Raw genomic sequence first — 25,579 nt, 5'->3', positions numbered from 1 at the left:
TCGCACGGGTCAGGGTTCTCGCACGGGTCAGGTTCTCGCGCGGGCCAAGGGTTCTTGTGAGTGATCCGGGCGTGGGCTTTCACGTCGGCGGGTTGAGGAGGCCGCGGTGGTAGGCGGGGTCGAAGTCCGGCCCCAAGGAGGCCCGTAGTCGCGTGGTGATCCGGTCGACGTCGAAGCGCTCGCCTTCCGGCAAAGGGGCGTCGACGGACAGGCGCAGGGCGGCTGCCTGGCCGAGGAGGTAGGCGCCGTCCGCCTCCGAGGCGGCAGCGCCGGCCAGGCCCTCCAGGGCCGCACCCGCCAGGCCCGCCAGGGCCGTAGCTCCGGCCAGGCCCTCCAGGGCCAGAGCTACGGCTCGGGGGTCGCCGACGGCTCGGGCTCGGGTCAGGCTCTCCTTGTGGCGGGCTTCGGCGGCCGGGTACGCGCCGCGCATCTCTTCGATGAAGCCCAGTTCGGCGAAGATCAAGGCCAGGGCCGCGTCGGAGTCCAGGGCGTGGTCCCAGTCGATCCAGGCCAGCAGGTGCGCCTCCGCCTCATCGAGGCGGCCCTGGCGGCGGGCGCTCAGGGCCAGGCCCAATGCGGCGAACTCCTCGCCCACCGTGTAACCCTGTTCGGCGGACAGGGCCATGGCCCGGGTGTGGAGGGAGTCGGCCTGGTCGAAAGCGCCACTCAAAAGCGCCAAACGACCCAACAACGACATTTTGTCGGCTACTTCGGTCCATAGGCCGAGCTCTTCGGACATGCGGAGGCCTTCTCGGTGTACGCGGGCCGCCTCGGCGTAGTCGCCGACGATCTCGGCGTGCCAGGCGACCGCGAACCCGGCGTGGGACTGGCCCCAGCGATCACCCAGCTGGGCGAACAGCTTCAGGCTTTCCCTGCCGTACGCGTCAGCGCGCTCCAGGTCGCTGCGCAGCAATGCCTGTCGGGCCTGGACGGCGCGGACGAACGCGATCCCCCACTGGTCCCCGATCACGGCGAAGCCGGACAGGGCCTGGTCAGCCAGTTGCTCGGCGTGCTCCCGGTCACCGATGCCCAGCCGAGCGGAGGAGAGGAAGGCCTGGGCGCGGGCAAGGCCGGAGAGTTCGCCGAGGTCGGAGGCGGGGTTCGCGGTGGGGGCCGCACTGGGGACCGCGGTGGGGGCCGCACTGGGGGCCGCACTGGGGACCGCACTGGGGACCGCACTGGGGATCGCGGTGACCGCCTCGCCGGTACGCAGCGTGAAGGCGGCCAGCCACATCCGCGTGATGTCACCGGGACCGGCGATCTGGGCCAGCCATCTGCGGCCCTCGCCGAGCCGCCCGCGCAGCACCCAGTACCAGGCCAGCGCGTTGGCCAGCCGTTCGGACGTCTCCCCGTCGTCCGCGGTCAGGGCGGCGCGGAAGTTGGCCGCCTCGGCGTCCAGCCGCAGCAGCCACTGCCGCTGCTCGGGCCCGCGCAGGTACGGCTCGGCCCGCTCGGCCACCCCGAGGTAGTACTCCCGGTGCCGCAGCCGCGTCTCCTCGCTCTCCCCCGCCTCCACCAACCGCTCCTGGCAGTAGGCGGCGACGGACTCCAGCAGCCGGTAGCGGGGCCCGTCGCCCACCACGACCAGCGACCGGTCCACCAGCCGGGGCAGCACGGACAGGGCGTCGTCGCCGCAGACGGCCTCGGCCGCCTCCAACGTGCACCCGTCAGCGTGTACGGCCAGCCGCCGCAGCACCAGCCGCTCAGCGGGACCGAGCAGCTCCCAGCTCCAGTCGATCATGGCCCGGAGCGTCCGCTGCCGGGCGGGCACGTCGTTCCTGGACCCCTCCAGCACCCGGAACCGGTCATCCAGCCGCGCGGCGAGCTCCCGCGCGCCAAGGGCCCGCACCCGGGTGGCGGCCAGCTCCAACGCCAGCGGAATCCCGTCCAGCCGCCGGCAGATGGCGGCGACGGCCTCACCATCCAAGGCCACACCAGGCGCGGCCGCGGCAGCACGAGAGACGAACAACCGCTCAGCGTCCTCCTGCGGCAAAGTAGGGACGCTGTACAGTTGCTCACCGGCAACCCCGAGCGGCTCCTGCCCGGTTGCCAGGATGCGCAACTCAGGCGCAGTCCGCAGCAGCAGGGCCGCGAGCCGGGCGACGGACGAGGTCACATGCTCACAGTTGTCCAGAACGAGCAGCATCCGCTTGCCGCGCAATGCCTCGGCCAGCCGCCCTGCCAGATCAGGCCCTTCGTCACGCACACCCAGAGTGGCCGCGACGACCTCGGTCACCGAGGTGGCGCCGGCCAGTTCGACGAGCCAGACCCCGTCAGGCTCAGAGGAGGTCAACCGGCCGGCGGTCTCTATGGCCAGCCGCGTCTTGCCGACACCGCCAGGCCCGGTCAGCGTCACCAGCCTGGCTTCCCGAAGCAGGTCGACAACGTCGGCCACCGCGTCGTCGCGGCCGATGAGGTCGGTCAGCGCGACGGGCAGGTTCGTACGGCGGGCCTCCCGCACGGGCGCGTCCAGCGAAGGATCCTGCCGCAGAATGGCCTGGTGCAGCCCGGCCAGCTCGGGACCGGGTTCCAGCCCGAGCTCCTCGTCCAGGAGCACCCGCAAATCCCGGAAACTGTCCAGCGCCTCCTTCTGCCGGCCGGCCCGGTAGAGGGCCCGCATGTGGGCCGCGCGCAGCCGTTCCCTGAGAGGGTGCCGGCCGACCAGGTCACCGAGCTCATCGGCGAGCAGGGCGTGCTCGCCGAGCTCCAGCCGCGTCTCGGCGTGGTCTTCCAGCGCGGTCAGCCGTAGTTCCTCCAGCCGGGCGATCTCGGGCCTGGCGAACTCCTCGTCGGCGAAGTCGATCAGCGCGGGCCCGCGCCACAATGCCAGCGCGTCGGCCAGCAGCGCCGCCCTGGCTTCCGGCCCGCCGGTGCGGGCCTCGGACAGCAGCGCCTGGAAACGTCCGGTGTCGACGTCGCCGGGCTCCACCTGGAGCCGGTATCCGGAGGCGCCGGACACCACGCTCCCCTTGCCGACGATCCTGCGTAGCTGGGAGACGCGGGTCTGCAGGGCGCCGGCGGGGTTGGCGGGCAGCGCGCCGCTCCAGAGCGAGTCGATGAGGCGGTCGGCGGGCACCACCTTCCCCGGGTCGATGAGCAGGTGGGCCAGCAGGGCGCGGACCTTCACCTCAGGCACTCTGACCTGCGCACCTTCCGGTCCCCACACCGCGAGCGGACCAAGTACCCCGAAACGCATGAGCCTCACGGTAGTGGAGCTGGAGAAAACCTGGAGCGCCCGCAGGCACAGTCCAGGACATGAACGACGGACACCCGCGGCTGGCGGTGGTCACAGGCTCTGACCACTCGGCGGCCATGTTGATCGCTGAGCGAGCCTGTGCGCGCCACGGCCTGGAGGTCGACGTGATCGATCTCGAGGCCGCGTGCCTGCCGGATCCGGCGCCCGCCCGGGGGCTGGTGCCGCCGGCCGTACACGACTTGATGCCCTGGCTCGCCGCGGCGGAGGGATTCGTGGTGGTCGCGGTCCGGACCTGGTCGTTGCGCAAGGCGGTGTTCTGGTGCGCCGAGGCGTGGCGGGGCAAGCCGGTCGCGCTCGTGAGCGACCCGGCGCTGCTGATCCCGTCGGCCCTCGATCGCATGCTCCTCAGACTTCTCAGACAGGAATTCTCATGAACAAGGCTGGACCCCGGCAGTGGTTCGGGCTCTCGATACTTCTGCTGCCCACCGTGCTGCTCTTCCTGGCGATGACGGTGCTCTTCCTGGCCACGCCGCAGATCGCGGCTGACCTGGACCCGAGCGGCGCGCAGCTGTTGTGGATCAACGACATCTATGGCTTCATGATGGCGGGCCTGCTCGTGGCGATGGGGACCGTGGGCGACCGCATAGGACGCAGGAAGGTGCTGTTGTTCGGCGCCGCGGCCTTCGGCGTGGCCTCGTTGCTGGCGGCGCTGGCGCCGAACGCGGAGCTGCTGATCGCGGCCCGCGCGGTGATGGGCGTGGGCGCGGCGGCGGTGATGCCCTCGACGCTGTCGCTGATCAGCAACATGTTCAAGGACGACAGGCAGCGCGGCACCGCCATCGGGCTGTGGGCGGCCTCGATCTCCGTCGGCGTGGCGATCGGCCCGCTGGTGGGCGGGTTGCTGCTGGAGGCGTTCTGGTGGGGCGCCGCCCTGCTGGCGGGCGTGCCGGTGATGGTGCTCGTGCTGGTGGGCGCGCCGTTCCTGATCCCCGAGTACCGCGCGCCGAAGAGCGGCGGGCTGGACCCGCTGAGCGTGGTTCTGTCGATGGCGACGCTGCTGCCGATCGTATACGGGGTGAAGGAGCTGGCCAAGGCCGGCCCCGGCGTGATCTCGCTGGGCACGCTCGCGGTCGGACTGCTGTTCGGCGTGATCTTCGTGCGCAGGCAGCTGCGGCTGGAGAATCCGCTCCTGGACGTGCGGCTGTTCGCCGACAAGGTCTTCAGCGGCGCCCTGAGCGTGTTCATGCTGAGCGCGGTCGCGCTGGGCGGCGTGTACCTGCTGTTCACGCAGTACCTGCAGCTCGTGGCGGGCCTCTCGCCGCTGGAGGCGGGTCTGTGGATCCTGCCGGCGGCGCTCGCGCTGGTGGCCGTCTCGACGTTGTCGCCGGTCATCGCCCGCCGGGTACGGCCGGCGTACGTGATCAGCGGCGGCGCGTTCCTGTCGGTGATCGGCTACCTGCTGATGACCCAGGTCGGCAGCGTCGCCGGTTTGCCGATGCTGCTCACCGGCTTCTTCGTGCTCTACCCGGGCATCGCCCCGGCGATGGCGCTGAACACCGCTCTGGTGATCGGCTCGGCGCCGCCGGAGAAGGCCGGGGCCGCCTCCGCGGTGAACACCACCGCCAGCGACCTGGGCACCTCTCTGGGCGTCGCGGTCCTCGGCAGCGTGGGCACGGCCGTCTACCGTGCGGCGATGCCCGCGGGGGCCCCAGACACGCTCTCAGGGGCGCTGACGGCGGCTGAGAGCCTGCCGGGCCAGACCGGCGAGGCCCTGGTGGCCGCGGCGCGGGCCGCCTACACCGACGGGCTCAACGTGGCGGGCGGCATCGCGGCCGCTTTGGTGGCCGTGGCGATCGTCCTGTCGCTGACGATGCTCAGGAAGGTCCCGGCCACGAACGCCCCCGCCGCCGACCCCAAGCCGGCGCCCACCGAGCGCGAGGAGGCCCTGGCCATCTGATGCACAAACATGGAGCCCGGAGCCGTCAGCTCCGGGCTTCGCCGCTGTCCAGCGCCGCCAGGATCTCCCCCACGGTCTCGTCCACGCTCAGGCCGCCGGAGTCGATCCAGTGCCCGATGCGCGGCGTCCGCGTCCTCAGCACCTGGTCGAGCTGGGCGACCGTCCAGTCGCCGTAGCCCGTCTTGGGCCGTTCGCGCTCGCGCCGCTCGACGGACTCCGCCGAAGGCGCGAGTACCACGACGTGGAGCGGGCGGCTGCGGATCAGCTTGGTGACGGTCTCCAGCTCCGGACCCAGCACGACGTCCTGCAGAACCGGCGTGAACCCCGCCTCGAAGTAGCGGTCGGCCACCTCGGCGGCGATCGCGTAGCGCAGGCGGAGCTGGCGTCGCGCCTCCTCGGACGGCTCGGCCGACATCTCGGCGCGGCCGTTGACCACCATCTTGCGGAAGACGTCGCCGCGCACGTGCACCGACTTCGGCAGCCGCTCGGCCAGCGCCTGGGCGACCGTGGACTTGCCCGAAGCGGAGATACCGGTGATCAGAATGACCGCTCTCATGGGGACAAGAGGGTACGCACTCGGTCCGCTCCCACGGCCAGCAGGAGGGTCGGCAGCCGCGGCCCCGTGTCCCGCCCGATCAGCAGGTGGTACAGCAGCGCGAAGAAGGCCCGCTGCGCCTGCTTCAGCTCGGGAGTCGGCTTGGCGTCCACGGGGAGGCCGGCCACGAGCTTCGGCACGCCGTACACCAGCGTGGTGAGGCCCTCGACCGACCAGTGCTCGTCGAGGCCGTCGAGCAGCAGGCGCACCGACGCGGCGCTGTCGTCGTCGAGCGCGCCGAGGCGTTCGGCGTCGGCGCTGTCGCGTACGCGGGTGCGCTGCTCGGCGGGCACCTGCGTGTCCACCCAGCGCTGGGCGCGATCCAGCCGCGGACGTACCTCCTCCAGGGCGGCGACGCCGTCGACGTCGGCCAGGATGCGCAGGGTCTGGCGCTCGTCGCCGGTGGTGATGTCGGCGATCGAGGCCAGCGTGCGGTAGGCGACCGGGTGGGGCGTGGCGGGCAGCGCCGCGACGGCGGTGGAGGTGGCCCGGGTGTGGGCGGCCTTCTCGGCGGGCAGGCCGCCGCCACCCGTGATCTTGCGGCCGAGCGCGTCCCACTCGTCGTAGAGGCGCTGGATCTCCTGGTCGAAGGCGATCTTGAAGGACTGCTCGGGCTTGCGGCGGGCGTACAGCCAGCGCAGGACCGGGGCTTCCATGATCTCCAGGGCGTCGGCCGGGGTGGGCACTCCGCCCTTGGAACTGCTCATCTTGGCCATGCCGGTGATGCCGACGAAGGCGTACATGGGGCCGATGGGCTGCGCGCCGCCGAAGACCTCGCCGACGATCTGCTCGCCCACGATCCACGCCGATCCGGGCGAGTGGTGGTCGACGCCCGACGGCTCGAAGACCACTCCCTCGTACGCCCAGCGCATCGGCCAGTCGACCTTCCACACCAGCTTGCCCCGGTCGTGCTCGGCCAGCCGTACACTCTCGCCGAATCCGCACGCGCACGTGTAGGCCAGCTCGGTGCTCTCGTCGTCGTAGGCCGTGACGGTGGTGAGGTCGCGCTCGCAGAGCGCGCAGTAGGGCTTGTACGGCGAGTAGCGCTCGACGACCTTGGTGCGGTACTGCTCCAGGATCGCGTCGATCTTGACCCGGTGCTCCATCGCGCGCAGGATCTGCTTGCGGTAGGCGCCGGCGGTGTAGCGCTCGGTCTGGCTGATGGCCTCTACCTCGATGCCGAGCTCGGCCAGCGCGGCGGTCAGCGGCGCCTTGAAGTGCTCGGCCCAGTTTGCGTGCTCGCTGCCGGGCGGCGCGGGCACGGAGGTCAGCGGCTTGCCGACGTGCTCGGCCCAGGACGGGTCGACGCCGGCCGGTACGCGGCGGAAACGGTCGTAGTCGTCCCAGGACAGCAGGTGCGCGCAGGCCCGCCCGCGGCGCCGGATCTCGTCGGCGACCAGGTGCGGGGTCATGACCTCGCGCAGGTTGCCCAGGTGGATCGGGCCGGACGGGCTCAGGCCCGAGGCGCAGACGATCGGTTTGCCCGGTGCGCGACGATCCGCCTCGGCGATGACATCGTCTGCGAACTTGGCGACCCAGTCTGCGATCATCGTCCCATTCTGGCAGCCGGGGGCCGCCATACGAGCGTGATCAGGAAGTACAGCAGGCCGCCGAGCACGAGCGCCACGACGACGCCCACGTTGGCCGCCCCGAACGTGCCGGCCCGCATCGACTCGCTCATGAGGAAGCCGACGACGTTGGCGATGTTCGGGTCGGCGGAGGTGATCAGGCCGAGCCCGGTGACCGAGGCGGCCACGAGCGCGATCAGGCCGGGCCCGTTGAAGGGCGGCCCGCCGGCGCGCAGCAGCCCCTCGTCGTAGCGGCTGCCGCGGCGCCACATGTCGACCAGGAAGACCGCGACCCACGCGGCCATGACCACCCCGATGATCGACAGGAACGCCTGGAAGGTGGCCAGGAAGTTGCCCGAGACGAACAGCAGGTAGTAGCCGCCGAGGATCATCAGCACGCCGTCGAACAGCACGGCCAGGTGCCGCTTCACCGGTACGCCCAGCGCCAGCATGGACAGCCCGGACGAGTAGATGTCCATGATCGCCCCGGCCAGGAAGCCCCCGATCGCGGCCAGCAGGTACGGCAGCAGGAACCACGTCGGCAGCGCGGCGGCCAGCGCGCCCACGGGGTCGGCGGCGGCCGCCTCAGCCAGCTTGGGGTCGCCGCCCGCCAGCAGCACGCCGAACACCAGCAGGACCATCGGCGGCAGCGCGCCGCCCAGCGTGGTCCAGAGCGTGATCGCCGAGCCTTTGGAGCGGGCGGGCAGGTAGCGGGAGTAGTCGGCGCCGCAGTTGACCCAGCCGAGGCCCAGCAGGGTCATCGCGAAGATCACGCCGCCCGCCCAGGCTCCGGGGCCGCCCGTCGAGGGCAGGGAGACGCCCAGCTTGGGCAGCATGAGCGCCATGTAGACGACCGTCAGGACGATGAAGGCATAGGTCAGGTACCGCTGGACGGTCATGATCATGGCGTGGCCGTACACGCCGACGGCGATCGTGACCAGGGCGGCGACCACGAAGCAGATCGCCAGCGCGCTCGTCTGGCCGAGACCCGGCGCGAGCCGGGTCAGGATGGCGGCGCCGCCCTGCGCGGAGAGCGTGACCAGAACGGTCTCCCAGCCGACGTTCGAGACGTAGGACAGCAGCGCGGGCAGCTTGTTGCCCTGCACGCCGAAAGCGGCGCGGCCGAGCGTCATCGTCGGCACGCCGGAACGGGCTCCGCCGATGGCCACGAGGCCGACCAGCCCGAACGAGAGAAGGTAGCCGAGCGCCCCGGCGGCGATCGCGGGCACGACGCCGAGCCCGAGCCCGACGATGTAGACGCCGAAGGCGATGCCGAACAGGGACAGGTTCGCGGCCGCCCAGGGCCAGACCAGGTCGAAGGGCTTGCCGTGGCGCTCTTCCGGCGGCACCGCGTTGATGCCGTTCCGTTCGACGGTCATCGTCATAGGCGGAGATTACAACCGCGTGTTCTGGTCGTGCAGGAGGAGCCACGTGTCGCCGACGCGGGTGAAGACGAGGCTGACGAGGTTGCGCGCGTGGTAGTCGCCTTCGTGGTAGTCGGCCTCGTAGACCGAGACCAGGGTGCCTTCGGTCTCCTTTTCCCAAATCCGGCACATTTTCTGCGTCCAGTCAAGCTCGGAAAACCACTCACGGTGGAACTCCAGGACGGCTTCGCGGCCTTCGAGCGTCTTGCCGTTCGGGAGGACCACGATCACGTCGTCGTGCAGGGTCTCCGCGTAGGCCTCCAGATCGCAGCCGGCGATGGCGGCGAGGTGCGCTTCTATCGTTTTTTGGGCAGAAATCATGATCTAAGGTTATAGATCCTTTGCACGTGCAAGGCAATGTCAAGCCGCCTGCAGGCACCTGGAGAGACCTTGCTCACATGAAGCTCTCCGCCAGCGTCTCCGTCGTGGTCCCGGCAATGAACGAAGCCGAGAACCTGCCCCACGTCTTCGCAACGCTGCCCTCCTGGATCGACGAGGTCATCCTGGTGGACGGCAACTCGACCGACGACACCGTCGCGGTCGCCCGCAGGCTCCGTCCGGATCTTCACGTCGTCACGCAGACCGGCCGGGGCAAGGGCAACGCCCTCATCGCCGGTTTCGCCGCCGCCAAGGGCGACATCATCGTCATGATCGACGCGGACGGCTCGACCGACGGCCGCGAGATCGGCCTGTTCGTCGAGGCCCTGATCGAGGGCGCCGACTTCGCCAAGGGCTCGCGCTACGCGCCCGGCGGCGGTTCCAGCGACATCAGCGTGCTGCGCTCGTTCGGCAACCGGGTCCTGACCGGCCTGACCAACATGCTCTATGGAACGCGCTACACCGACCTCTGCTACGGCTACAACGCGTTCTGGGCCAGGCACCTCGACGCGATGGCGCTCGACTGCGACGGCTTCGAGATCGAGACGCTGATGAACGTGCGGGCCGCCCAGGCCGGTCTGCTCATCCAGGAAGTACCGAGCCACGAGCACTGCCGCATCCACGGCGAGAGCAACCTGCACGCCGTACGCGACGGCTGGCGCGTGCTGAAGACAATCCTGCGCGAGCGCAACCGGGGACTGGTCGCCGCTCCGGCGCCTAGTAGCCTCGGATCATGCGCTATATCGTGATCGGCGCCGGCGCCGTTGGCGGCACCATCGGGGCCAAGCTCTTTCAGGGCGGCCATGATGTGCTGCTGATCGCCCGCGGCGCCCACTACGAGTCCCTCCGCGCGAGCGGCATGAAACTGATCTCCCCGTCCGGCGCGGAGACGCTGGACGTCCCGGTGGCCGACGGCCCCGTCCCCACCGGCGACGACGACGTGATCGTCCTGGCGACCAAGTCGCAGGACACCGTCGCCGCCCTGGACCCGTGGTCGCGCGACCTGCCGGTCGTGCTGGCCCAGAACGGCGTCTGCAACGAACCTGTCGCACTGCGGAGGTTCGAGCGTGTTTATGGCATGTGCGTCTGGCTGCCCGCCCTGCACCTGGAGCCGGGCGTGGTCATCTCGTACGGCGCGCCGCACCCCGGCATGCTGCACGTCGGCCGTTATCCACAGGGTGTGGACGACCTGGCGGCCGAGATGACCGACGATCTGACCCGGAGCGGGTTCGTGGCGCGGGCCGTACCGGATGTGATGCGCTGGAAGCACGGCAAACTGCTCGGCAACCTCGGCAACGCGGCCGAGGCCCTGTGCGAGCCCGGCGGCTTCGGCGACATCCACCAGCAGGCCAGGACCGAGGCGATGGGCCTGCTCGACGCGGCCGGGATCGCCTTCACCACCCAGGACGACGAACGGCGCGTGCGCGGCCACCTCGTGGACCTCGCCCCGATCGACGGCGTCGCCAGAGGCGGCGGCTCGTCCTGGCAGAGCCTGGCCAGAGGCGCGGGCAGCATCGAGGCCGACTACCTCAACGGCGAGATCGTGCTGCTGGCGCGCGAGCTCGGCCGGCCGGCGCCGGTGAACGAGGTGCTGCAGCGCGAGGCCAACCGGGCGGCCCGCGAGAAGTTGCCGCCCGGCTCGATGCCCGTGGCCAAACTTCAGGCGCTCATCGACGAGCGTTCCGCAGCCGTATCCCGCTGAACTCCAGCGTGCTGGCGGTGACCTCGTTCCAGAACGGCCAGAGGTTGTCCAGCACGCGTAGCTGGATCCCCGCCTCCTCGTGCAGGTCGATGAGGTCGGTGACCGGCTCGGGCGGGCCGAGCGGCAGCACGGGGACCTGGGCCACCACCGCGTGCGGCGGGTCGCCGATGGGCTCGAAGGGGTCGGCGGGCAGACGGTAGGCGAACAGCCGGACTTCCATGACCGCCTTGAGCCAGGCGTACTCGATCGCGTGCACGCGCTCGCCGGAGCCCGCGCCGATGATCCGCTCGGCGTCGCGCCCGGTCGTGCGCGGGCCCTTCCACGCCATCGCCCTCGGACAGGCGCGCGGGAACCAGTAGTCGGGACAGCGCTCCGGGCCGACGGCCCAGACGTACGACTCGCGCAGTACCGAGGTCTTCGCGACATGCGGCACGAACTGCTTGATGGTCGGGTCTTCCGAGAAGTGCAGCACCTGTCCTGGTCCGGGTCTCATGTCACCATCCTGATGGTCTGACCGGCCGAAAGCCGGGCGACACGACAGAGTCCCGCATATCGCGGCCCTGTCGGGGCAGTGCGACGGGCGAGGTGAGTTCACATGATCGTTTTGGGTCTTGTCCTAGTCCTGATCGCCACCGGCGCGATCGTGGTCGCGTCGATGGAACCGAGCGCGACCGCCACCGACGCCTCCTTCACCGTCTTCGGCTATGGCTTCGCGCCGAACCATCTGGAGATGTTCGTCGCGGGCGCCGTCGTCGCGGCCGTCCTGCTGCTGGGTATCGCGATGGTCAACTCCGGTTCCCGCCGCGCGGCCAAGCGCCGCAGGGCGCTGCGGCACAACCGCTCCGAGGCCGCCCGGCTGGAGGAGGAGAAGCGCGAGCTCGAACGCAAGCTGGAGCGCGAGCGCCACTCCGAGGACCAGTTGGTCGCCGGGGCACCGGCCCAGCGGCGGCCGGAGGATCGTCCGGCATAGCCCTATTTATCCAGGGATTTATCCGGGTGTTCGGTGTATCGTGCGAGGCGCTCTCATCGTGCACCCGGAGGTCGGATGCCCCCCCAGCGTGGCCGCCCCATTGCGCTCAAGCTCCTCGTCCTGCTCTTCGTCCCGCTCATCTCGCTGGTGGGCCTGTGGGCGTTCGCCGCGGGACTGACCGGTGGCGACGGACTGCGCCTCCTGGAGATCAACAAACTGGTCACCAACCTGTCCGACCCGGCCGAGCAGGTCATCGTCCAGCTCCAGCAGGAACGGCACCTTTCCGTCGAGCACGTCTCCGGAAAGCGGCAGAGCGCGCAGGTGGCCAAGCAGCGGGGGCTGACCGACCGGGCGCTGACCCGCTTCCACCGGCTCGCCGCCGAGCAGCGGGACGTCTCCCCCGAGATGGACACCCAGCTGCGCGGCCTCAACACCGCCCTGGAACAGCTACCCGACATCCGGCGCATCACCTCCGGCGGCGCCCCGCGCGCCCTCGACGTGATCATCGGCTACAACCGGATCGTGGACGCCGTCTACCGTCTGCACGACGCCATGGTCCTGGTCCCCGACACCTCGCTCTACCGGCAGGCGCACGCCGTCACCATGCTCGGCGAGGCCAAGGAACTGCTCGCCCGCGAACGGGCCGTGGTCGTGGTCGTGCTGGCCGCGGGCAAGGTCGGCAAGGCCGAGCGCGAGGCGTTCACCGGGATGGTGGCGACCCGGCGGCTGCTCTACACCCAGGCGCTGGCCCAGCTCGATCCCGGGTTGCGGCTGCCGTACGAGAGCCTGACCCGGGGACCGGCCTACCGTGAGTTCCTCGAACTCGAGGACCTCCTGCGCGGCCCGGCCACCATCAACGGCCTGCCTGCGGGCGCGGCCACCTGGCCCACCGACGCCGACAACCTGTGGGCCGCGGTCGAGCGCAACCAGACCTTCGCCGTCCAGGGCATCGTGGCCAGGGTCAACCCGGCCGCCAACGCCATCCTGATCAAGATCGGCATCGCGGGCGGCGTCGGGCTGCTCGCCGTCATCGCCTCCATCGCGCTGTCCCTGCGCTTCCGCCGCCGCCTCGTGCGCGAGCTCGCCGCCCTCCGCGCCGCCGCCGCCGAGCTGGCGGAGGTACGGCTGCGCGGCCTCGTCCAGCGGTTGAAGGCCACCACGACCCAGGCACCCGAGCCGGTCCAGGTCATCCCGCTGGAAGTCGCGGCCAACACCTCGGAGGTGCGCGACATCATGCAGGCGTTCAACAGCGTGCAGTCCACCGCGGTGGAGGCCGCCGTCGGCCAGGCCAGGCTCCGCCACGGCGTCAACCAGGTCTTCGTCAACCTCGCCCGGCGCAACCAGTCGCTGCTGCACCGCCAGCTCCTTCAGCTCGACAGCATGGAGCGGGGCGCCGAGGACCCCGAGGCGCTGGCCGACCTGTTCAAGCTCGACCACCTGACCACCCGCATGCGCAGGCACGCCGAGAGCCTCATCATCCTGTCGGGACAGGCGCCGGGACGCGGCTGGCGCAACCCGGTCCCGATCCTCGACGTGCTGCGCGCCGCCGTCGCCGAGGTGGAGGAGTACCAGCGGGTGGAGATCCTCCAGCCGCCTTCTCTGGCGCTGTCCGGCGCCGCGGTCACCGACGTCGCCCACCTCGTCGCCGAACTCGTGGAGAACGCCACGCTGTTCTCGCCGCCGCGGACCCGCGTGGACCTGCGCAGCACGACCACGCCGCACGGGCTGACCATCGAGATCGAGGACCGCGGCCTCGGCCTGCAGCGCGCCGAGATCGACGAGCTCAACGCGCGGCTGGAGGAGACGCCCGAGTTCGACCTGGCGCAGAGCGACCGGCTCGGGCTGTTCGTGGTGGCTCGGCTGGCGGCCAGGCACGACATCAGGGTCCGGCTCGGACCCTCACCGTACGGCGGCCTGACCGCCCTCGTCGCCCTGCCCTCCGGGCTGCTGCACGAGCACGCGCCGCTGGTCAGCCGGTGACCTGGAGCAGGGCCGCGTCCTTGGTGCCCGCGGGCTCGGCCAGGCGGCGTACCTCCTTGCCGTTCCGGTCGAGGATGACGATCTTGCCGGCCGTCCTGACCACCATGCTGCCGTCGGGCCGGTAGAAGGCGCCGGTCAGCCGGCCCTTCACCGGGATCGCCAGCTTCGCGCCCGTGGTCGTGTCGAGGAGCACCGGCGTGAACGCCGACGGCCAGCCGCCGTCGCCCAGCGCGTCCGGGTTCGACGGGACCTGGACGACCGCCTTGCTCCCGTCAGGCGACAGGCTCTGCACGTGGGTGACCCACTTGACGCCCTTGACCTTGGCCGCCTTGCCCGTGTGGGCGTCGAGCTTGTAGAGGGCGTTGGCCTCGCCGGTGTAGCCCGCCAGGTAGCGGCCGTCGGCCGACCAGGCCAGGTGGCAGACGCCCTTGGACGAGCCGAGCTTGCGCGTGCCCGTGCCGTTGGCCCTGACCGCCATGACCGTCTCGCCCTTGACGTAGGCGACCTGCTTGGAGTCGGCCGACCAGGTCGGCGTCAGGCAGGGCGTGCCGCCCTGGAGCTTCGTCGCGACCGTGGTGAGCTTGGCGCCCGCCTTCACCACCAGCTTGCCGCCCTGGGTGATCCAGGCCGCCTTGCGGCCGTCGGGCGCCGCCGCCATCTGCGGCATCGCGCCGGTGCCCGCCAGCGTGCTCCAGCCCGCGCCCTTCTCGTACGCCCGCACCTTGCCGCTCTTGTCGTAGGAGAAATAGACCAGCTTCTCCGGAGCCGCCGCGCCCGCCGCCTGGGCCGTCACCGGCACCACCAGCGTCGCGCCCAGAACGAAACCCGCGAGCACCTTCATGGAAATCCCCCCGTTCACGGAAAACCGTCCCCTCTTTGATGTCACAGCTGGACGAAGGGTTCGGGGAAATGCGACGTGGCGAGCAGCGTGTGTCGCGCGCGCACCCGGGCGACCTGCTCCAGACGGGTCTTGGCCGCCAGGTCGGAATCGTCGTCGTAGACGTAGCGGATCGACGGGTCGGCCAGTTGCACCGGGTGGTGGAGGATGTCGCCGAACACGGTGACGCCTTCGGTCTCGACGATCTGGTGGCCGGCGGTGTGGCCGGGCGTGAGCCGTACCCACAGGCCGGGGGAGATCTGCGTGTCGCCGTCGACGACGTGCAGCCCGTCGCCGAGAGGATCGAGCACGGCGGTCCTGATCGTGTCGGAGACGGCCTCGACCTCGGCGCGCTGGACCACGTGGCGGGCGTTGGCGAAGACGGGCGTGCCGCCGGTCACCGAGCCGCCGCAGTGGTCGCTGTGCAGGTGCGTGATGACGACCGTGTCCACGTCTTCGGGCGCGGCGCCGGCGGCGGCCAGTTCGGCGAGCAGGCGGCCGGGCACCGGCGCCCAGGCCGCGGCGGGCGAGTCGGCCGCGCCGACGCCCGTGTCCACGAGCGTGAGCCGGCCGTCCCGCCCGCGCAGCAGGTAGCAGTGGAAGTGCAGGATCCACGGGCCCTCGTCGGCGTGAGCGCCGGGGAAGGTCTCCAGGAACGGCAGGCGGAGAGCCGGGCCCATGGGGCCGACGGCGTCGCACAGTGGTGTGATCTCGACGCCTGCCACGGTCGTCGATGGGTGGGGCATCCGCCCAGATTAGGGCTAAGCGGCCACCGAGTGCCTGGCGACGTAGTCGTTCTCCAGGTCCGCGGCGTAGACGGCGCGGCGGCACGTGGAGCAGCGGTACATGATCGGGCCCTCGTCGAGCTCGGTCTGACACCTCGGGCACTGGATGCTGGTCATGATGGCGGTCCCCCTAGGACGTTCTCTCACATCTATGAAAGCCTCAGCGGATTGCAGCGGCCCTGCAGCCCGCTTGACACGTTCTACGCCGTCGTGCTTCACACCTGGGGGGCGAACAAGCGAAGACCCCCCGGGAATAGCACCGAAGGGCTAGACGTTCTGGGGATCGGAACGTGTGATACGTTTCGAGCAGCGTCGAGCTCATGGCTCCGCTGCACTCCCCTTTCGGTGGCCCCGCCCGTGTTGAGGGTCCGGCCCACCATCTATCAACACCTTAGCCGACCTGCGTCGGCATGCCCTCAAGGAGGGTCATCATGTCTGTCCAAACCATTCCCAGGCAGCGGTCACAAGCCCCCGCCCGGCAGGTCACCGGCCTGCTGGACATCCGCGGGAAGACCGCCCGCCTCGGCGATCTGCGCATCGCCGCCGACCGGGCTCAGCAGCTCGGGCTGCGCCACGGCGACCAGGTCGTCGGCGTCGCGTCCGGCGCCAAACTGACCTCGGTCGAGAGCGTCAACGGCCGCGCCGACTGGCGCGAGCGTCCGCACTTCGCCGACCTCACCCCCATCTATCCCACGGAACGGCTCGCCGTCGAGACCGACTCCCTGACCACCCGCGTCATCGACCTGTTCGCGCCCATCGGCAAGGGGCAGCGCGGGCTCATCGTGGCGCCGCCCAAGGCCGGCAAGACCATGGTCCTGCAGGCGCTGGCAGCGGCCGTCACCGCCAACCACCCCGAGGTCCACCTCATCGTGCTGCTCGTCGGCGAGCGCCCGGAAGAGGTGACCGAGATGCGCACCACGATCGCCGGCGAGGTCTACTCCTCGACCTTCGACCACCCCGACCAGGAGCACACCGCGGTCGCCGAACTCGCCATCGAGCGCGCCAAGCGCCTGGTGGAGCAGGGCGAGGACGTGGTCGTGCTGCTCGACTCGCTGACGCGGCTCGGGCGGGCGTACAACAACCTCTCGCCCGGCACCGGGCGCGTACTGACCGGCGGGCTGGCCGCCGCCGCCCTCTACCCGCCCAAGCGCTTCTTCGGCGCCGCGCGCAACGTGCTCGACGGCGGCTCGCTCACCATCCTCGCCACCGCTCTGGTCGGCACCGGTTCGAGGCTGGACGACAGCCTGTACGAGGAGTTCAAGGGCACCGGCAACAGCGAGATCCACCTGACCAGGGACCTGGCCGAGAAGCGCCTGTTCCCCGCCGTCGACCTCGACGCCTCCGGCACGCGCCGCGAGGAGATCCTGCTCGACGGCCACGAGCGGCAGATCGTGTGGAAGCTGCGCCGCATGCTCACCTCGCTCGACCGGGGCAAGGGCACGGAACTGCTCATCGACAAGCTCCGCGAGACTCCCTCCAACGCGGCCTTCCTCCTCCAGGCCGCCGCCTCCTGAGGTCCACAATGGACGGATGCTCGCCGACGCCGTCCCGTACCTCGTCTGCCCCGTCTGCAGGGGCGCGCTCGAACTGCTGCCGGGCACGGTGCGGTGCGCCTCCGGTCACGCCTTCGACATCGCGCGCCAGGGGTATGTGAGCCTGCTGACCGGCTCGAAGCCGCCGGGCACCGCCGACACGCCCCAGATGGTCGCCTCCCGGGAGGCGTTCCTGGGCGCCGGCCACTACGCTCCGCTCGCCGGTGAGCTGGCCTCGATCTGCTCCGGCGCCTCGGTCGTCGTGGACGCGGGGGCCGGGACCGGCTACTACCTCGCGCGAGCACTCGGCTCCTCCGCTATCGGGATCGCCTTCGACATCTCCAAGCACGCGGTGAAGCGGGCCGCCCGGGCGCACGAGCGGGCCGGGGCGTTCGTCGGTGACGTGTGGCAGCCGCTGCCGATCGCCGACGGCGTCGCCGACGTGGTGCTCGACGTCTTCGCGCCGCGCAACGGGCCGGAGTTCGCCCGCGTCCTGCGTGAGGGCGGCCGGTTGGTCGTGGTGACGCCCGCGAGCGGGCACCTGCGGCCGCTGGTCGAGAAGCTCGGGCTGCTCACGGTCGACGAGGACAAGCGTGAGCGGGTGGCGCGCGGTCTGCCGGACTTCACTCTGGCCGGGCAGAGCCTGCTCACCTACGATCTTGAGCTGGGCCCGGACGAGGTCGCGGAAGTCGTCCGCATGGGCCCGAGCGCCTGGCATCTGGAGGATGATGTTCTCCGGGCCAGGATTTCCCGGCTCTTCGCTGAGAAAAACCTGGGGAAAGTGTCAACCCAAGTGGCATTTGAACTGTCTATCTTCGTGACAGGACCACGATCAAGGCCCGTTCCTTGACGGACATATGCGACCCGTGTTACTGATGGGGTATTTAGTCCGAAATTCCCCCACATTCCTCAAGTATTTCCGCGACACAGGCGCAATACTGGACGCCAACCGCGCCCGGGAAGCGCGCGGTGCCAGAGGGAGGGGACGCGCCGGATGAAGGCGGAGGAACGCTGGCAGGCCAGGTTCCGGGCGCCGAGAATGACGTTGCCCACGTGGGCGCGCCAGGCCCCGAACCGCTCGATCTACAGGAGCAACGCCACCGGAACCTGGGAGCTCTACGCCTGGGACCGCACCGCCGGAGTCACCCGCCAGGTCACCGAGCAGCCCAAAGGCACCGCCCACGCCGCCATCGACCCCACCGGCCAGTGGATCTACTGGTTCGCCGACCCCGAGGGCGACGAGCTCGGCGGGTGGATGCGGCAGCCGTTCAACGGCGGGCCGGACGAGCCCGTAGACCCGTCCATCCGCGCGGGCCACCCCGGCGGCATCATGCTCTCGGCCACCGGCGCCGCCGCCATCAGCCTCGCCGGCGAGGGCTCCTTCCGCATCCACCTGGTCCAGCCCGGCGAACCCACCGCGCTCATCTACGAGCACACCGAGGCCGGCTGGGTCGCCGACATCTCCCTCGACGGCTCCCTCATCGCCATCAACCACGGCGAGTACGGCGACTTCCGCCGCCCCGCGCTGCGCGTGGTCCGCCCCAGCGGCGACACCGTCGCCGAGCTCTACGACGGCCCCGACAAGGGCGTGGTCGGCCTCAGGTTCGCCCCCATCATGGGCGATCGCCGCCTGCTCACGCTCCACGAGCGCCGCAGCCGCCACGAACCGCTGGTCTGGGACCCGGCCTCCGGCGAGCAGCGCGAGATCTGGCTCAAGGACCCGGGCGACCTCAACGCCGAGTGGTACGCCGACGGCCGCGCCCTGCTCATCACCCGCGAGGACCGCGCCCGCAGCTACCTCCACCGTTACGACCTGGGCGGCGGCGGCCTCACCCCGATCGAGACCCCGCACGGCGTGATCGACGAGGCGGCTCCGCGCCCCGGCGGCCACGTGGAGTACTCCTGGTCGAGCGGCTCGCGTCCACCCGTGGTGCGTTCCAGCAACGGGCAGGTCGTGATGAACCCGGCCGGTCCTCCCGCCCCGCCCAGCGTCCCGGTCGAGGACATCGACGTCGAGGGCCCCGGCGGCCGCGTCCACGCGCTCATCTCCCGCCCGGAGAACGGCGCCGCGCCGTACCCCACCGTGTTCCTGCTGCACGGCGGCCCGACCGCGCAGGACCGCGACTCCTACTCGCCCGAGGTCGCCGCGTGGGTGGACTCGGGCTACGCGGTGGTGCGGGTCAACTTCCGCGGCTCCACCGGCTACGGCACCGCCTGGCGCGACGCCCTGCACGGCGACGTCGGGCACATCGAACTGGCCGACGTCGCGGCCGTGCGCGAGTGGGTGGTGGCGCGCGGCGTCGCCGACCCGGAGCGGCTGGTGCTCGCCGGCACCGCGTGGGGCGGCTTCCTGGCACTGCTCGGCATGGGCATCCAGCCCGACCACTGGCGGGCCGGCATCGCCGCGGTCCCGATCGCCTGCCACCAGACCTGTTACGAGGACGAGGCGGAGAGCCTGCGCGCCTACCAGCGCTCGCTGTTCGGCGGCTCCCCGGACGAGCAGCCGGAACGCTACGCGGCCAGCTCGCCCATCACCTATGTGGACCGGGTGAAGGGGCCCGTGCTGATTCTCGCGGGCGAGAACGACACACGCTGTCCTTTGCGGCAGATCGAGAAGTACGTGGCGAAACTCGCCGAACATGGGCGCGAGCACGAGATCTACACCTATGACGCGGTGCGGGGCTCACTCGTGGTGTCGGAGCGTATTGCGCAAATGGCACTCCAGTTGGATTTTGCCCGGAAACATACTCGCCATTAGGACTGGCGCAAAATCCTGGGAAAAGAGTCAGCGCGCACGCAGGACAAGGATGGCAAGGTCGTCGGCGCTGGGCTCGGGGGCATAGTCCTCGGCCGCGCGGCGGATGCGCTCGGCGACCGCGCGCGCCGACAGCCCCACACACTCCGCCAGCAGCTTGGCCAGCCCGCCGCCGTCATCCAGCAGCCGTCCCCCGCTGCGGCGCTCCGTCACCCCGTCCGTCACCGCCAGCAGCACGTCGCCGTGGTCGAGGTGGATCGTGTCGGCCTCGAACTGCACCTCGGAGAAGACGCCGAGCAGCGACTGCGGCGTCGTGACCACCTCCACGACCCCGCTCGGCTTGAGGCGCAGCGCCTCGGGGTGGCCGGCCGACACCAGGCGTACCTCCAGGCCGCTCGGCATGGGCGTGATGTCGCCGTGGAGCAACGTGAGAAAGCGGGCCCGCTCCCCCTCCTCCAGGATCGCCTGGTTGAGGCGGCCCAGGACGGCGGCCACGCCGTAACCCTCGCGGGCGAGCAGGCGCAGCGTGTGGCGGGCCAGGCCGGTGACGGCGGCGGCCTCGGGGCCGGTGCCGCAGACGTCGCCGATGGCGAAGCGCCAGGAGTCCTCGGCCGCGAACAGGTCGTAGAAGTCGCCGCCGACCTCGTTGGCCTCACCCGCGGGCTCATAGACGACGCCGTAGTCGAGGCCGGGCACCTCGGGCTCGTTGGGCGGCAGGAGACTGCGCTGCAGGGCCCGGTTGGCGGCGGCCTGCTGGGCGTACAGGCGGGCGTTGTCCATCGCGAGCGCGGCGCGGCGGGCGATGTCGTCGGCGAACTGCACGACCTCGTCGGGGAAGCGGTCGGTACGGCCGAGGCACATCATGCCGAGCTGACGGCCACGCGCGGTGAGCGGGACGGCGAGAACCTGCGAGCCGTCGAGATGGACGATGGAGGTGGCGCGCGTGTCGGCATCGTCGATGCCGATGCCGGCGAGCTCCTCGCGCAGCCCGTCGATGCGGGCCTCGTCGGCGTGCCACAGATACGCCAGCCGCAGCGGCCCGACCGCCCCGTCAGTGGTGTAGACGCCGCACCAGCTCGACAGCCTGGGCACGACGATCTGGGCGATGATCGCGGGCACCATGTCGGGGTCGAGCGTCCCGGCGAGAAGGTCGCTGGCGTCGGCCAGGAAGCCCAGCCAGTGGGGGCCCCTGGAGGTGTCCTCCGACCATTCGGCTGCGACTCTTTCCGACGAACCCGGTAGCGTGAGCCTTGCCCAATGGACACGGGAATCGCCCGCGAAGGTGATCCCCCACTCCTCCACCTCGACCGAAGGACCCTTCGGGTCGGCCTGGGGAGCCGTGCGCTGCCGCAGCTCGACCTGCACCGCGTCGCCGAAATGTTTCCAGATCACCTCGAACGGCTCGTCCGCGACCTGAGCCGCCAGCTCACCGGCGATCTGCTCCGCGTCCGGCAGCACGGCGGCGACCGCCCAGGCGGTCATCACCTCAAGGGTGAACCTCCTGGCCGCGGGCACGGCCGACTCACCCGGCGCGAACGTCGCGGCGAGCAGCGCGTGGGGAGATGCAGTCATCCCACCGTGCCTACCACAATTACCGCTGACATGGGGTAAATCCAAGGACAGGACTACGAGCTACTCATCGTGACAGACTTGAATCACTCGCGGCGGCACCCCGGGAGTGAAGGAGGCCCCATGACCACGGCCAAGATCGCGCCGAATCCGGAGGAGAGGACCTACACCGAGGCGGACCTAGTACCGATCTTGGAAACCCTCTTCTCCTGGCGCGACGGCGACTTCCGGCGTCGTGTCCCGCATGCTCCCGCGGGCATACTCAGCGAGGTGCGGCTGCTGCTCAACGAGGTGGCCGACCGTCGCGAGCACCTGGCGAACGAGCTGGTGCGCGTGCGCAAGGAAGTGGTCAAGGAGGGCCGGTTCGGGGAACGGCTGACGCCGGGCCCCGGCGTCGGAGCGTGGGCCGAGAGCGTCGAGTCCGTGAACATGCTGATCGACGCGCTGGTGAGCCCGGTCAGCGGCGCCGCCGACGTGATCGACGCCGTCGCCAAGGGTGACCTGTCACGGCGCATCGACCTCGACCGCTCGGCCAGAGGCGAGGTACGCAGGCTGGGCAAGGCCATCAACGGCATGGTCGACCAGCTGGCGCTGTTCAACTCCGAGGTGACCAGGGTGGCCCGCGAGGCGGGCACGGAGGGCCGGCTGGGCGGCAGCGCGAACCTGCGCGGCATGTCGGGAAGCTGGCGCGACCTCACCGAGGCCGTGAACACGATGTCCTCGCGCGTGGCCGCGCAGGTGCGCGACATCGCGGTCGTGACCACCGCGGTGGCCAAGGGCGACCTGAGCCGCAAGGTGACGGTCGACGCGGTCGGCGAGATGTTCGAGCTCAAGAACACCGTGAACACGATGGTCGACCAGCTCTCGGCGTTCGCCGAAGAGGTGACCCGGGTCGCCCGCGAGGTCGGCACCGAGGGTCAGCTGGGCGGCCAGGCGCAGGTGAGCGGCGTGTCCGGGGTCTGGAAGGACCTCACCGACAACGTGAACTTCATGGCCAACAACCTGACCTCCCAGGTCCGCAGCATCGCGACCGTGGCGACGGCGGTGGCGCAGGGCAACCTGTCCAAGAAGATCACCGTCGACGCCGAGGGCGAGATCCTGGAGCTGAAGGAGACCATGAACACCATGGTCGACCAGCTCTCGTCCTTCGCCGACGAGGTGACCCGGGTCGCCCGCGAGGTCGGCACCGAAGGCAAGCTGGGCGGACGTGCCGAGGTGAAGGGCGTCTCCGGCGTCTGGAAGGACCTCACCGACAACGTCAACTCGATGGCCAACAACCTGACCTACCAGGTACGCAACATCGCCCAGGTCACCACCGCCGTGGCCAACGGCGACCTCACCCGCAAGATCGACGTGGACGCCCAGGGCGAGATCCTGGAGCTGAAGTCGACCATGAACACGATGGTCGACCAGCTCTCGTCCTTCGCCTCCGAGGTCACCCGAGTCGCCCGCGAGGTCGGCACCGAGGGCCAGCTGGGCGGCCAGGCCCAGGTACGCGGCGTGTCCGGGGTCTGGAAGGACCTCACGGAGAACGTGAACTTCATGGCCAACAACCTCACCTCCCAGGTGCGGCAGATCGCGGCCGTCTCCTCCGCGGTGGCGCAGGGCAACCTGTCCAAGAAGATCACCGTCGACGCGCAGGGCGAGATCCTCCAGCTCAAGGACACCCTCAACACGATGGTCGACCAGCTCTCGTCCTTCGCCGACGAGGTGACGCGAGTCGCCCGCGAGGTCGGCACGCAGGGCCAGCTGGGCGGCCAGGCACGGGTGCAGGGCGTGTCCGGGGTCTGGAAGGACCTCACCGACAACGTCAACTTCATGGCCAACAACCTGACCTACCAGGTGCGTAACATCGCCGAGGTCACCACGGCCGTGGCCAACGGCGACCTCACCCGCAAGATCGACGTGGACGCCCAGGGCGAGATCCTCGCGCTCAAGACCACCATCAACCGGATGGTCGACCAGCTCTCGTCCTTCGCCTCCGAGGTCACCCGAGTCGCCCGCGAGGTCGGCTCGGAAGGCCGCCTCGGCGGCCAGGCCCGCGTGGAAGGCGTCGAAGGCACCTGGAAGCGGCTGACCGAGTCCGTGAACGAGCTGGCCGGCAACCTCACCACGCAGGTACGCGCCATCGCCACCGTGACCAGCGCCGTGGCCCAGGGCGACCTGACCCGCTCCATCGCCGTCGAGGCGCAGGGCGAGCTGGCCGAGCTCAAGGACAACGTCAACTACATGGTGGCCAACCTCCGCGAGACCACCCAGGCCAACCAGGAGCAGGACTGGCTCAAGTCCAACCTGGCCCGCATCTCCCGCCTCATGCAGGGCCACCGCGACCTGTTCGAGGTGGCCAAGCTGATCATGAGCGAGCTGACCCCGCTCGTCTCCGCGCGCTACGGCGCCTTCTACGGCCGCGCCCCGGAAGGCGAGCACGACCTCGTCCTCATCGGCGGCTACGGCGTCCGCCCCGACCGCGGCCCGAGGCAGATGTTCGCCATCGGCGAGGGCATGGTCGGCCAGGCGGCGGCCGAGGGCAGGCACATCATCCTCGACAACGTGCCGGCCGCTTTCATCACCATCGACAGCGGCCTGAGCTCCTCCACGCCGGCGCAGATCGTGGTGCTGCCGATCCTGTTCGAGAGCCGGGTGCTGGGCGTGCTGGAGCTGGCCTCCTTCACGCCGTTCGGCGAGGTCCACCTCGACTTCCTCACCCAGCTCGTCGAGACCATCGGCGTCACGATGAACACCATCATCGCCAACTCCCGCACCGAGGACCTGCTCACCGATTCCCAGCGCCTCACCCGTGAGCTCCAGGAACGCTCGGACGAGTTGCAGCGGCAGCAGGAGGAGCTGCGCCGTTCCAACTCCGAGCTGGAGGACAAGGCCGGGCTGCTGGCCAAGCAGAACCGCGCCATCGAGATCCAGAACTTCCAGATCGAGCAGGCCAGGCGGACGCTGGAGGAGCGGGCCGAGCAGCTGGCGGTCTCCAACCGCTACCGGTCGGAGTTCCTGGCCAACATGTCGCACGAGCTGCGTACGCCGCTCAACAGCCTGCTCGTGCTGGCCAAGCTCCTCACCGAGAACGCCGAGGGCAACCTGACCTCGCAGCAGGTGGAGTTCGCCCGCACGATCCACGGTGCCGGTTCGGCCCTGCTGCAGCTGATCAACGACATGCTCGACCTGTCCAAGGTGGAGGCGGGCCGGATGGACATCCACCCGGCCACGCTCTCGACGCCGAAGCTGGTCGACTACGTCGACGCGGCGTTCGCGCCGCTGGCCCAGGACAAGGGCCTGGCCTTCAGCGTCGAGGTCGACGAGGGCGTACCGCAGGAGCTTCACACCGACGAGCAGCGGCTGCAGCAGGTGCTGCGCAACCTGCTGTCCAACGCGGTGAAGTTCACGCCGAAGGGCGAGGTCAAGATGCGCGTGGTACGCGCGCCGTCCGGCATCGAGTACGACGACGCGATCCTGCGCCAGGCCCACGACCTGCTCGCCTTCGAGGTGGTCGACACGGGCATCGGCATCGCGCCGGACAAGCGCGAGGTCATCTTCGAGGCGTTCCGCCAGGCCGACGGCACCACCAGCCGCAAGTACGGCGGCACCGGCCTCGGCCTGTCGATCTGCCGCGAGATCGCCCGCCTGCTCGGCGGCGAGATCCACGTCGACAGCGAACTCGGCAAGGGCAGCACGTTCACCCTCTACCTGCCCGCCGCCTACAACGGCCCGCTCCCGGCCGGAGACGGCGGCACGGCCCGGCGCCAGGTGCTGGCGATGCCGGTGGAGGAGCCCACGGTGACGATGCCCGAACCGCCGCTGCCCATGGACCTCCAGTTGCCCGAGCTGTCGGAGCAGGTCGAGACCAGCAAGTGGAAGGGCGACGACCCGCTGTCCGGCGCCAAGATCCTCATCGTGGACGACGACATCCGCAACGTCTTCGCCCTGACCAGCGTCCTCGAACGCCACGGCTCCACCGTCGTCTACGCCGAGAACGGCCGCGAGGGCATCGAGCAGCTGGAGCGCAACGAGGATGTGGCTCTCGTCCTGATGGACATCATGATGCCCGAGATGGACGGTTGGGCCACGACCTCGGCGATCCGCCGCATGCCACAGTTCGCAGACCTGCCGATCATCGCGTTGACCGCTAAGGTCATGCGGGGCGATCGTGAGAAGAGCATCGCCTCAGGTGCCTCCGACTACGTGCCGAAGCCGGTCGACGTGGACCGCCTGCTCGAACGGCTGCGCGGTTGGCTCAGCCGTGGGCGGGTGAGCACGACCGACTCAGCAGAAGGATCGTGAT

The 25,579-nt window shown here is 70.4% G+C and carries 20 protein-coding genes; 10 read left to right on the top strand and 10 right to left on the bottom strand.

Annotation, left to right across the window (positions count from 1 at the left end):
- Positions 1 to 79: 79 nt before the first annotated feature.
- Complete coding sequence (locus ACIBKY_RS35570; protein ID WP_397103730.1) at positions 80 to 3,136, bottom strand: BTAD domain-containing putative transcriptional regulator; 3,057 nt, start codon at positions 3,134 to 3,136, stop codon at positions 80 to 82.
- Between the two features lie 119 nt (positions 3,137 to 3,255).
- On the opposite strand from ACIBKY_RS35570, the gene ACIBKY_RS35565 reads away from it, so the two are divergent.
- Both ACIBKY_RS35565 and ACIBKY_RS35560 read left to right on the top strand, forming a co-directional pair.
- Positions 3,256 to 3,630 carry an NADPH-dependent FMN reductase gene (locus tag ACIBKY_RS35565; protein ID WP_397103728.1) on the top strand — a complete coding sequence of 125 codons (375 nt, stop codon included), beginning with the start codon at positions 3,256 to 3,258 and terminating at the stop codon, positions 3,628 to 3,630.
- A complete protein-coding gene (locus tag ACIBKY_RS35560; RefSeq protein ID WP_397103726.1) occupies positions 3,627 to 5,153 on the top strand; it encodes an MFS transporter in 1,527 nt (508 codons plus the stop codon). The genes ACIBKY_RS35565 and ACIBKY_RS35560 overlap by 4 nt, the downstream gene beginning before the upstream one ends.
- Before the next feature lie 25 nt (positions 5,154 to 5,178).
- Here the strand turns inward: ACIBKY_RS35560 and ACIBKY_RS35555 are convergent, their stop codons facing one another.
- Genes ACIBKY_RS35555 through ACIBKY_RS35540 form a run of 4 tightly spaced genes read right to left on the bottom strand, consistent with a single transcriptional unit; the run spans position 5,179 to position 9,061 of the window.
- On the bottom strand, positions 5,179 to 5,709 hold the full coding sequence (locus ACIBKY_RS35555) for an AAA family ATPase (RefSeq protein ID WP_397103724.1): 531 nt from the start codon (positions 5,707 to 5,709) through the stop codon (positions 5,179 to 5,181).
- Complete coding sequence (lysS, locus tag ACIBKY_RS35550; protein ID WP_397103722.1) at positions 5,706 to 7,298, bottom strand: lysine--tRNA ligase; 1,593 nt, start codon at positions 7,296 to 7,298, stop codon at positions 5,706 to 5,708. The genes ACIBKY_RS35555 and lysS overlap by 4 nt, the downstream gene beginning before the upstream one ends.
- Positions 7,295 to 8,701: a purine-cytosine permease family protein gene (locus tag ACIBKY_RS35545; RefSeq protein ID WP_397103720.1), complete on the bottom strand. Its 1,407-nt coding sequence runs from the start codon at positions 8,699 to 8,701 to the stop codon at positions 7,295 to 7,297. Before ACIBKY_RS35545 ends, lysS begins: the two co-directional genes overlap by 4 nt.
- 9 nt (positions 8,702 to 8,710) lie before the next feature.
- Positions 8,711 to 9,061 (bottom strand): YybH family protein, encoded by a 351-nt coding sequence (locus ACIBKY_RS35540; protein ID WP_397103718.1) that lies wholly within the window; start codon positions 9,059 to 9,061, stop codon positions 8,711 to 8,713.
- A 77-nt stretch (positions 9,062 to 9,138) separates the two neighbouring features.
- Between ACIBKY_RS35540 and ACIBKY_RS35535 the strand changes: the two genes are divergently transcribed.
- Both ACIBKY_RS35535 and ACIBKY_RS35530 read left to right on the top strand, forming a co-directional pair.
- A complete protein-coding gene (locus ACIBKY_RS35535) occupies positions 9,139 to 9,867 on the top strand; it encodes a glycosyltransferase family 2 protein (RefSeq protein ID WP_397103716.1) in 729 nt (242 codons plus the stop codon).
- Complete coding sequence (locus ACIBKY_RS35530; RefSeq protein ID WP_397103714.1) at positions 9,852 to 10,820, top strand: ketopantoate reductase family protein; 969 nt, start codon at positions 9,852 to 9,854, stop codon at positions 10,818 to 10,820. Before ACIBKY_RS35535 ends, ACIBKY_RS35530 begins: the two co-directional genes overlap by 16 nt.
- On the opposite strand, the gene ACIBKY_RS35525 is transcribed toward ACIBKY_RS35530, so the two are convergent.
- Positions 10,786 to 11,313 carry a DUF6886 family protein gene (locus ACIBKY_RS35525; protein WP_397103712.1) on the bottom strand — a complete coding sequence of 176 codons (528 nt, stop codon included), beginning with the start codon at positions 11,311 to 11,313 and terminating at the stop codon, positions 10,786 to 10,788. The two genes, ACIBKY_RS35530 and ACIBKY_RS35525, sit on opposite strands and share 35 nt — an antisense overlap.
- Positions 11,314 to 11,415: 102 nt before the next feature.
- Between ACIBKY_RS35525 and ACIBKY_RS35520 the strand changes: the two genes are divergently transcribed.
- Both ACIBKY_RS35520 and ACIBKY_RS35515 read left to right on the top strand, forming a co-directional pair.
- Entirely contained in the window at positions 11,416 to 11,790 is a 375-nt protein-coding gene (locus ACIBKY_RS35520; RefSeq protein WP_397103710.1) for a hypothetical protein, read from the top strand.
- A 75-nt stretch (positions 11,791 to 11,865) separates the two neighbouring features.
- Complete coding sequence (locus ACIBKY_RS35515; RefSeq protein ID WP_397103708.1) at positions 11,866 to 13,770, top strand: nitrate- and nitrite sensing domain-containing protein; 1,905 nt, start codon at positions 11,866 to 11,868, stop codon at positions 13,768 to 13,770.
- Here ACIBKY_RS35515 and ACIBKY_RS35510 read toward each other — a convergent pair.
- Genes ACIBKY_RS35510 through ACIBKY_RS35500 form a run of 3 tightly spaced genes read right to left on the bottom strand, consistent with a single transcriptional unit; the run spans position 13,760 to position 15,549 of the window.
- Positions 13,760 to 14,611 carry a TolB family protein gene (locus tag ACIBKY_RS35510; protein WP_397103706.1) on the bottom strand — a complete coding sequence of 284 codons (852 nt, stop codon included), beginning with the start codon at positions 14,609 to 14,611 and terminating at the stop codon, positions 13,760 to 13,762. The two genes, ACIBKY_RS35515 and ACIBKY_RS35510, sit on opposite strands and share 11 nt — an antisense overlap.
- Before the next feature lie 41 nt (positions 14,612 to 14,652).
- On the bottom strand, positions 14,653 to 15,393 hold the full coding sequence (locus tag ACIBKY_RS35505) for an MBL fold metallo-hydrolase (RefSeq protein WP_397103704.1): 741 nt from the start codon (positions 15,391 to 15,393) through the stop codon (positions 14,653 to 14,655).
- Between the two features lie 15 nt (positions 15,394 to 15,408).
- Positions 15,409 to 15,549 carry a hypothetical protein gene (locus tag ACIBKY_RS35500; protein WP_397103702.1) on the bottom strand — a complete coding sequence of 47 codons (141 nt, stop codon included), beginning with the start codon at positions 15,547 to 15,549 and terminating at the stop codon, positions 15,409 to 15,411.
- A gap of 314 nt (positions 15,550 to 15,863) precedes the next feature.
- Between ACIBKY_RS35500 and rho the strand changes: the two genes are divergently transcribed.
- From rho to ACIBKY_RS35485, 3 genes are all read left to right on the top strand, one after another.
- Entirely contained in the window at positions 15,864 to 16,946 is a 1,083-nt protein-coding gene (rho, locus tag ACIBKY_RS35495) for a transcription termination factor Rho (RefSeq protein WP_397103700.1), read from the top strand.
- 16 nt (positions 16,947 to 16,962) lie between these two features.
- The gene (locus ACIBKY_RS35490; protein ID WP_397103698.1) at positions 16,963 to 17,814 is read left to right on the top strand and encodes a putative RNA methyltransferase; all 852 of its coding nucleotides are present in this window, start codon (positions 16,963 to 16,965) and stop codon (positions 17,812 to 17,814) included.
- Between the two features lie 144 nt (positions 17,815 to 17,958).
- Positions 17,959 to 19,722, top strand: a complete 1,764-nt coding sequence (locus tag ACIBKY_RS35485; RefSeq protein WP_397103696.1) for a prolyl oligopeptidase family serine peptidase — start codon at positions 17,959 to 17,961, stop codon at positions 19,720 to 19,722.
- 27 nt (positions 19,723 to 19,749) lie between these two features.
- Here ACIBKY_RS35485 and ACIBKY_RS35480 read toward each other — a convergent pair whose 3' ends face one another.
- Positions 19,750 to 21,291, bottom strand: coding sequence for a PP2C family protein-serine/threonine phosphatase (locus ACIBKY_RS35480; protein ID WP_397103694.1), 1,542 nt, complete (start codon positions 21,289 to 21,291; stop codon positions 19,750 to 19,752).
- 120 nt (positions 21,292 to 21,411) lie between these two features.
- Here ACIBKY_RS35480 and ACIBKY_RS35475 point away from each other — a divergent pair, with 120 nt between their 5' ends.
- Positions 21,412 to 25,578, top strand: coding sequence for a HAMP domain-containing protein (locus tag ACIBKY_RS35475; RefSeq protein ID WP_397103692.1), 4,167 nt, complete (start codon positions 21,412 to 21,414; stop codon positions 25,576 to 25,578).
- The last annotated feature ends 1 nt before the right edge of the window (position 25,579 follow it).

Source organism: Nonomuraea sp. NPDC050394 (assembly GCF_044459065.1).
GTDB lineage: Bacteria > Actinomycetota > Actinomycetes > Streptosporangiales > Streptosporangiaceae > Nonomuraea.
The sequence above is the reverse complement of the archived record's forward strand: the minus strand, read 5'-3'. Positions and strand labels throughout refer to the sequence as shown.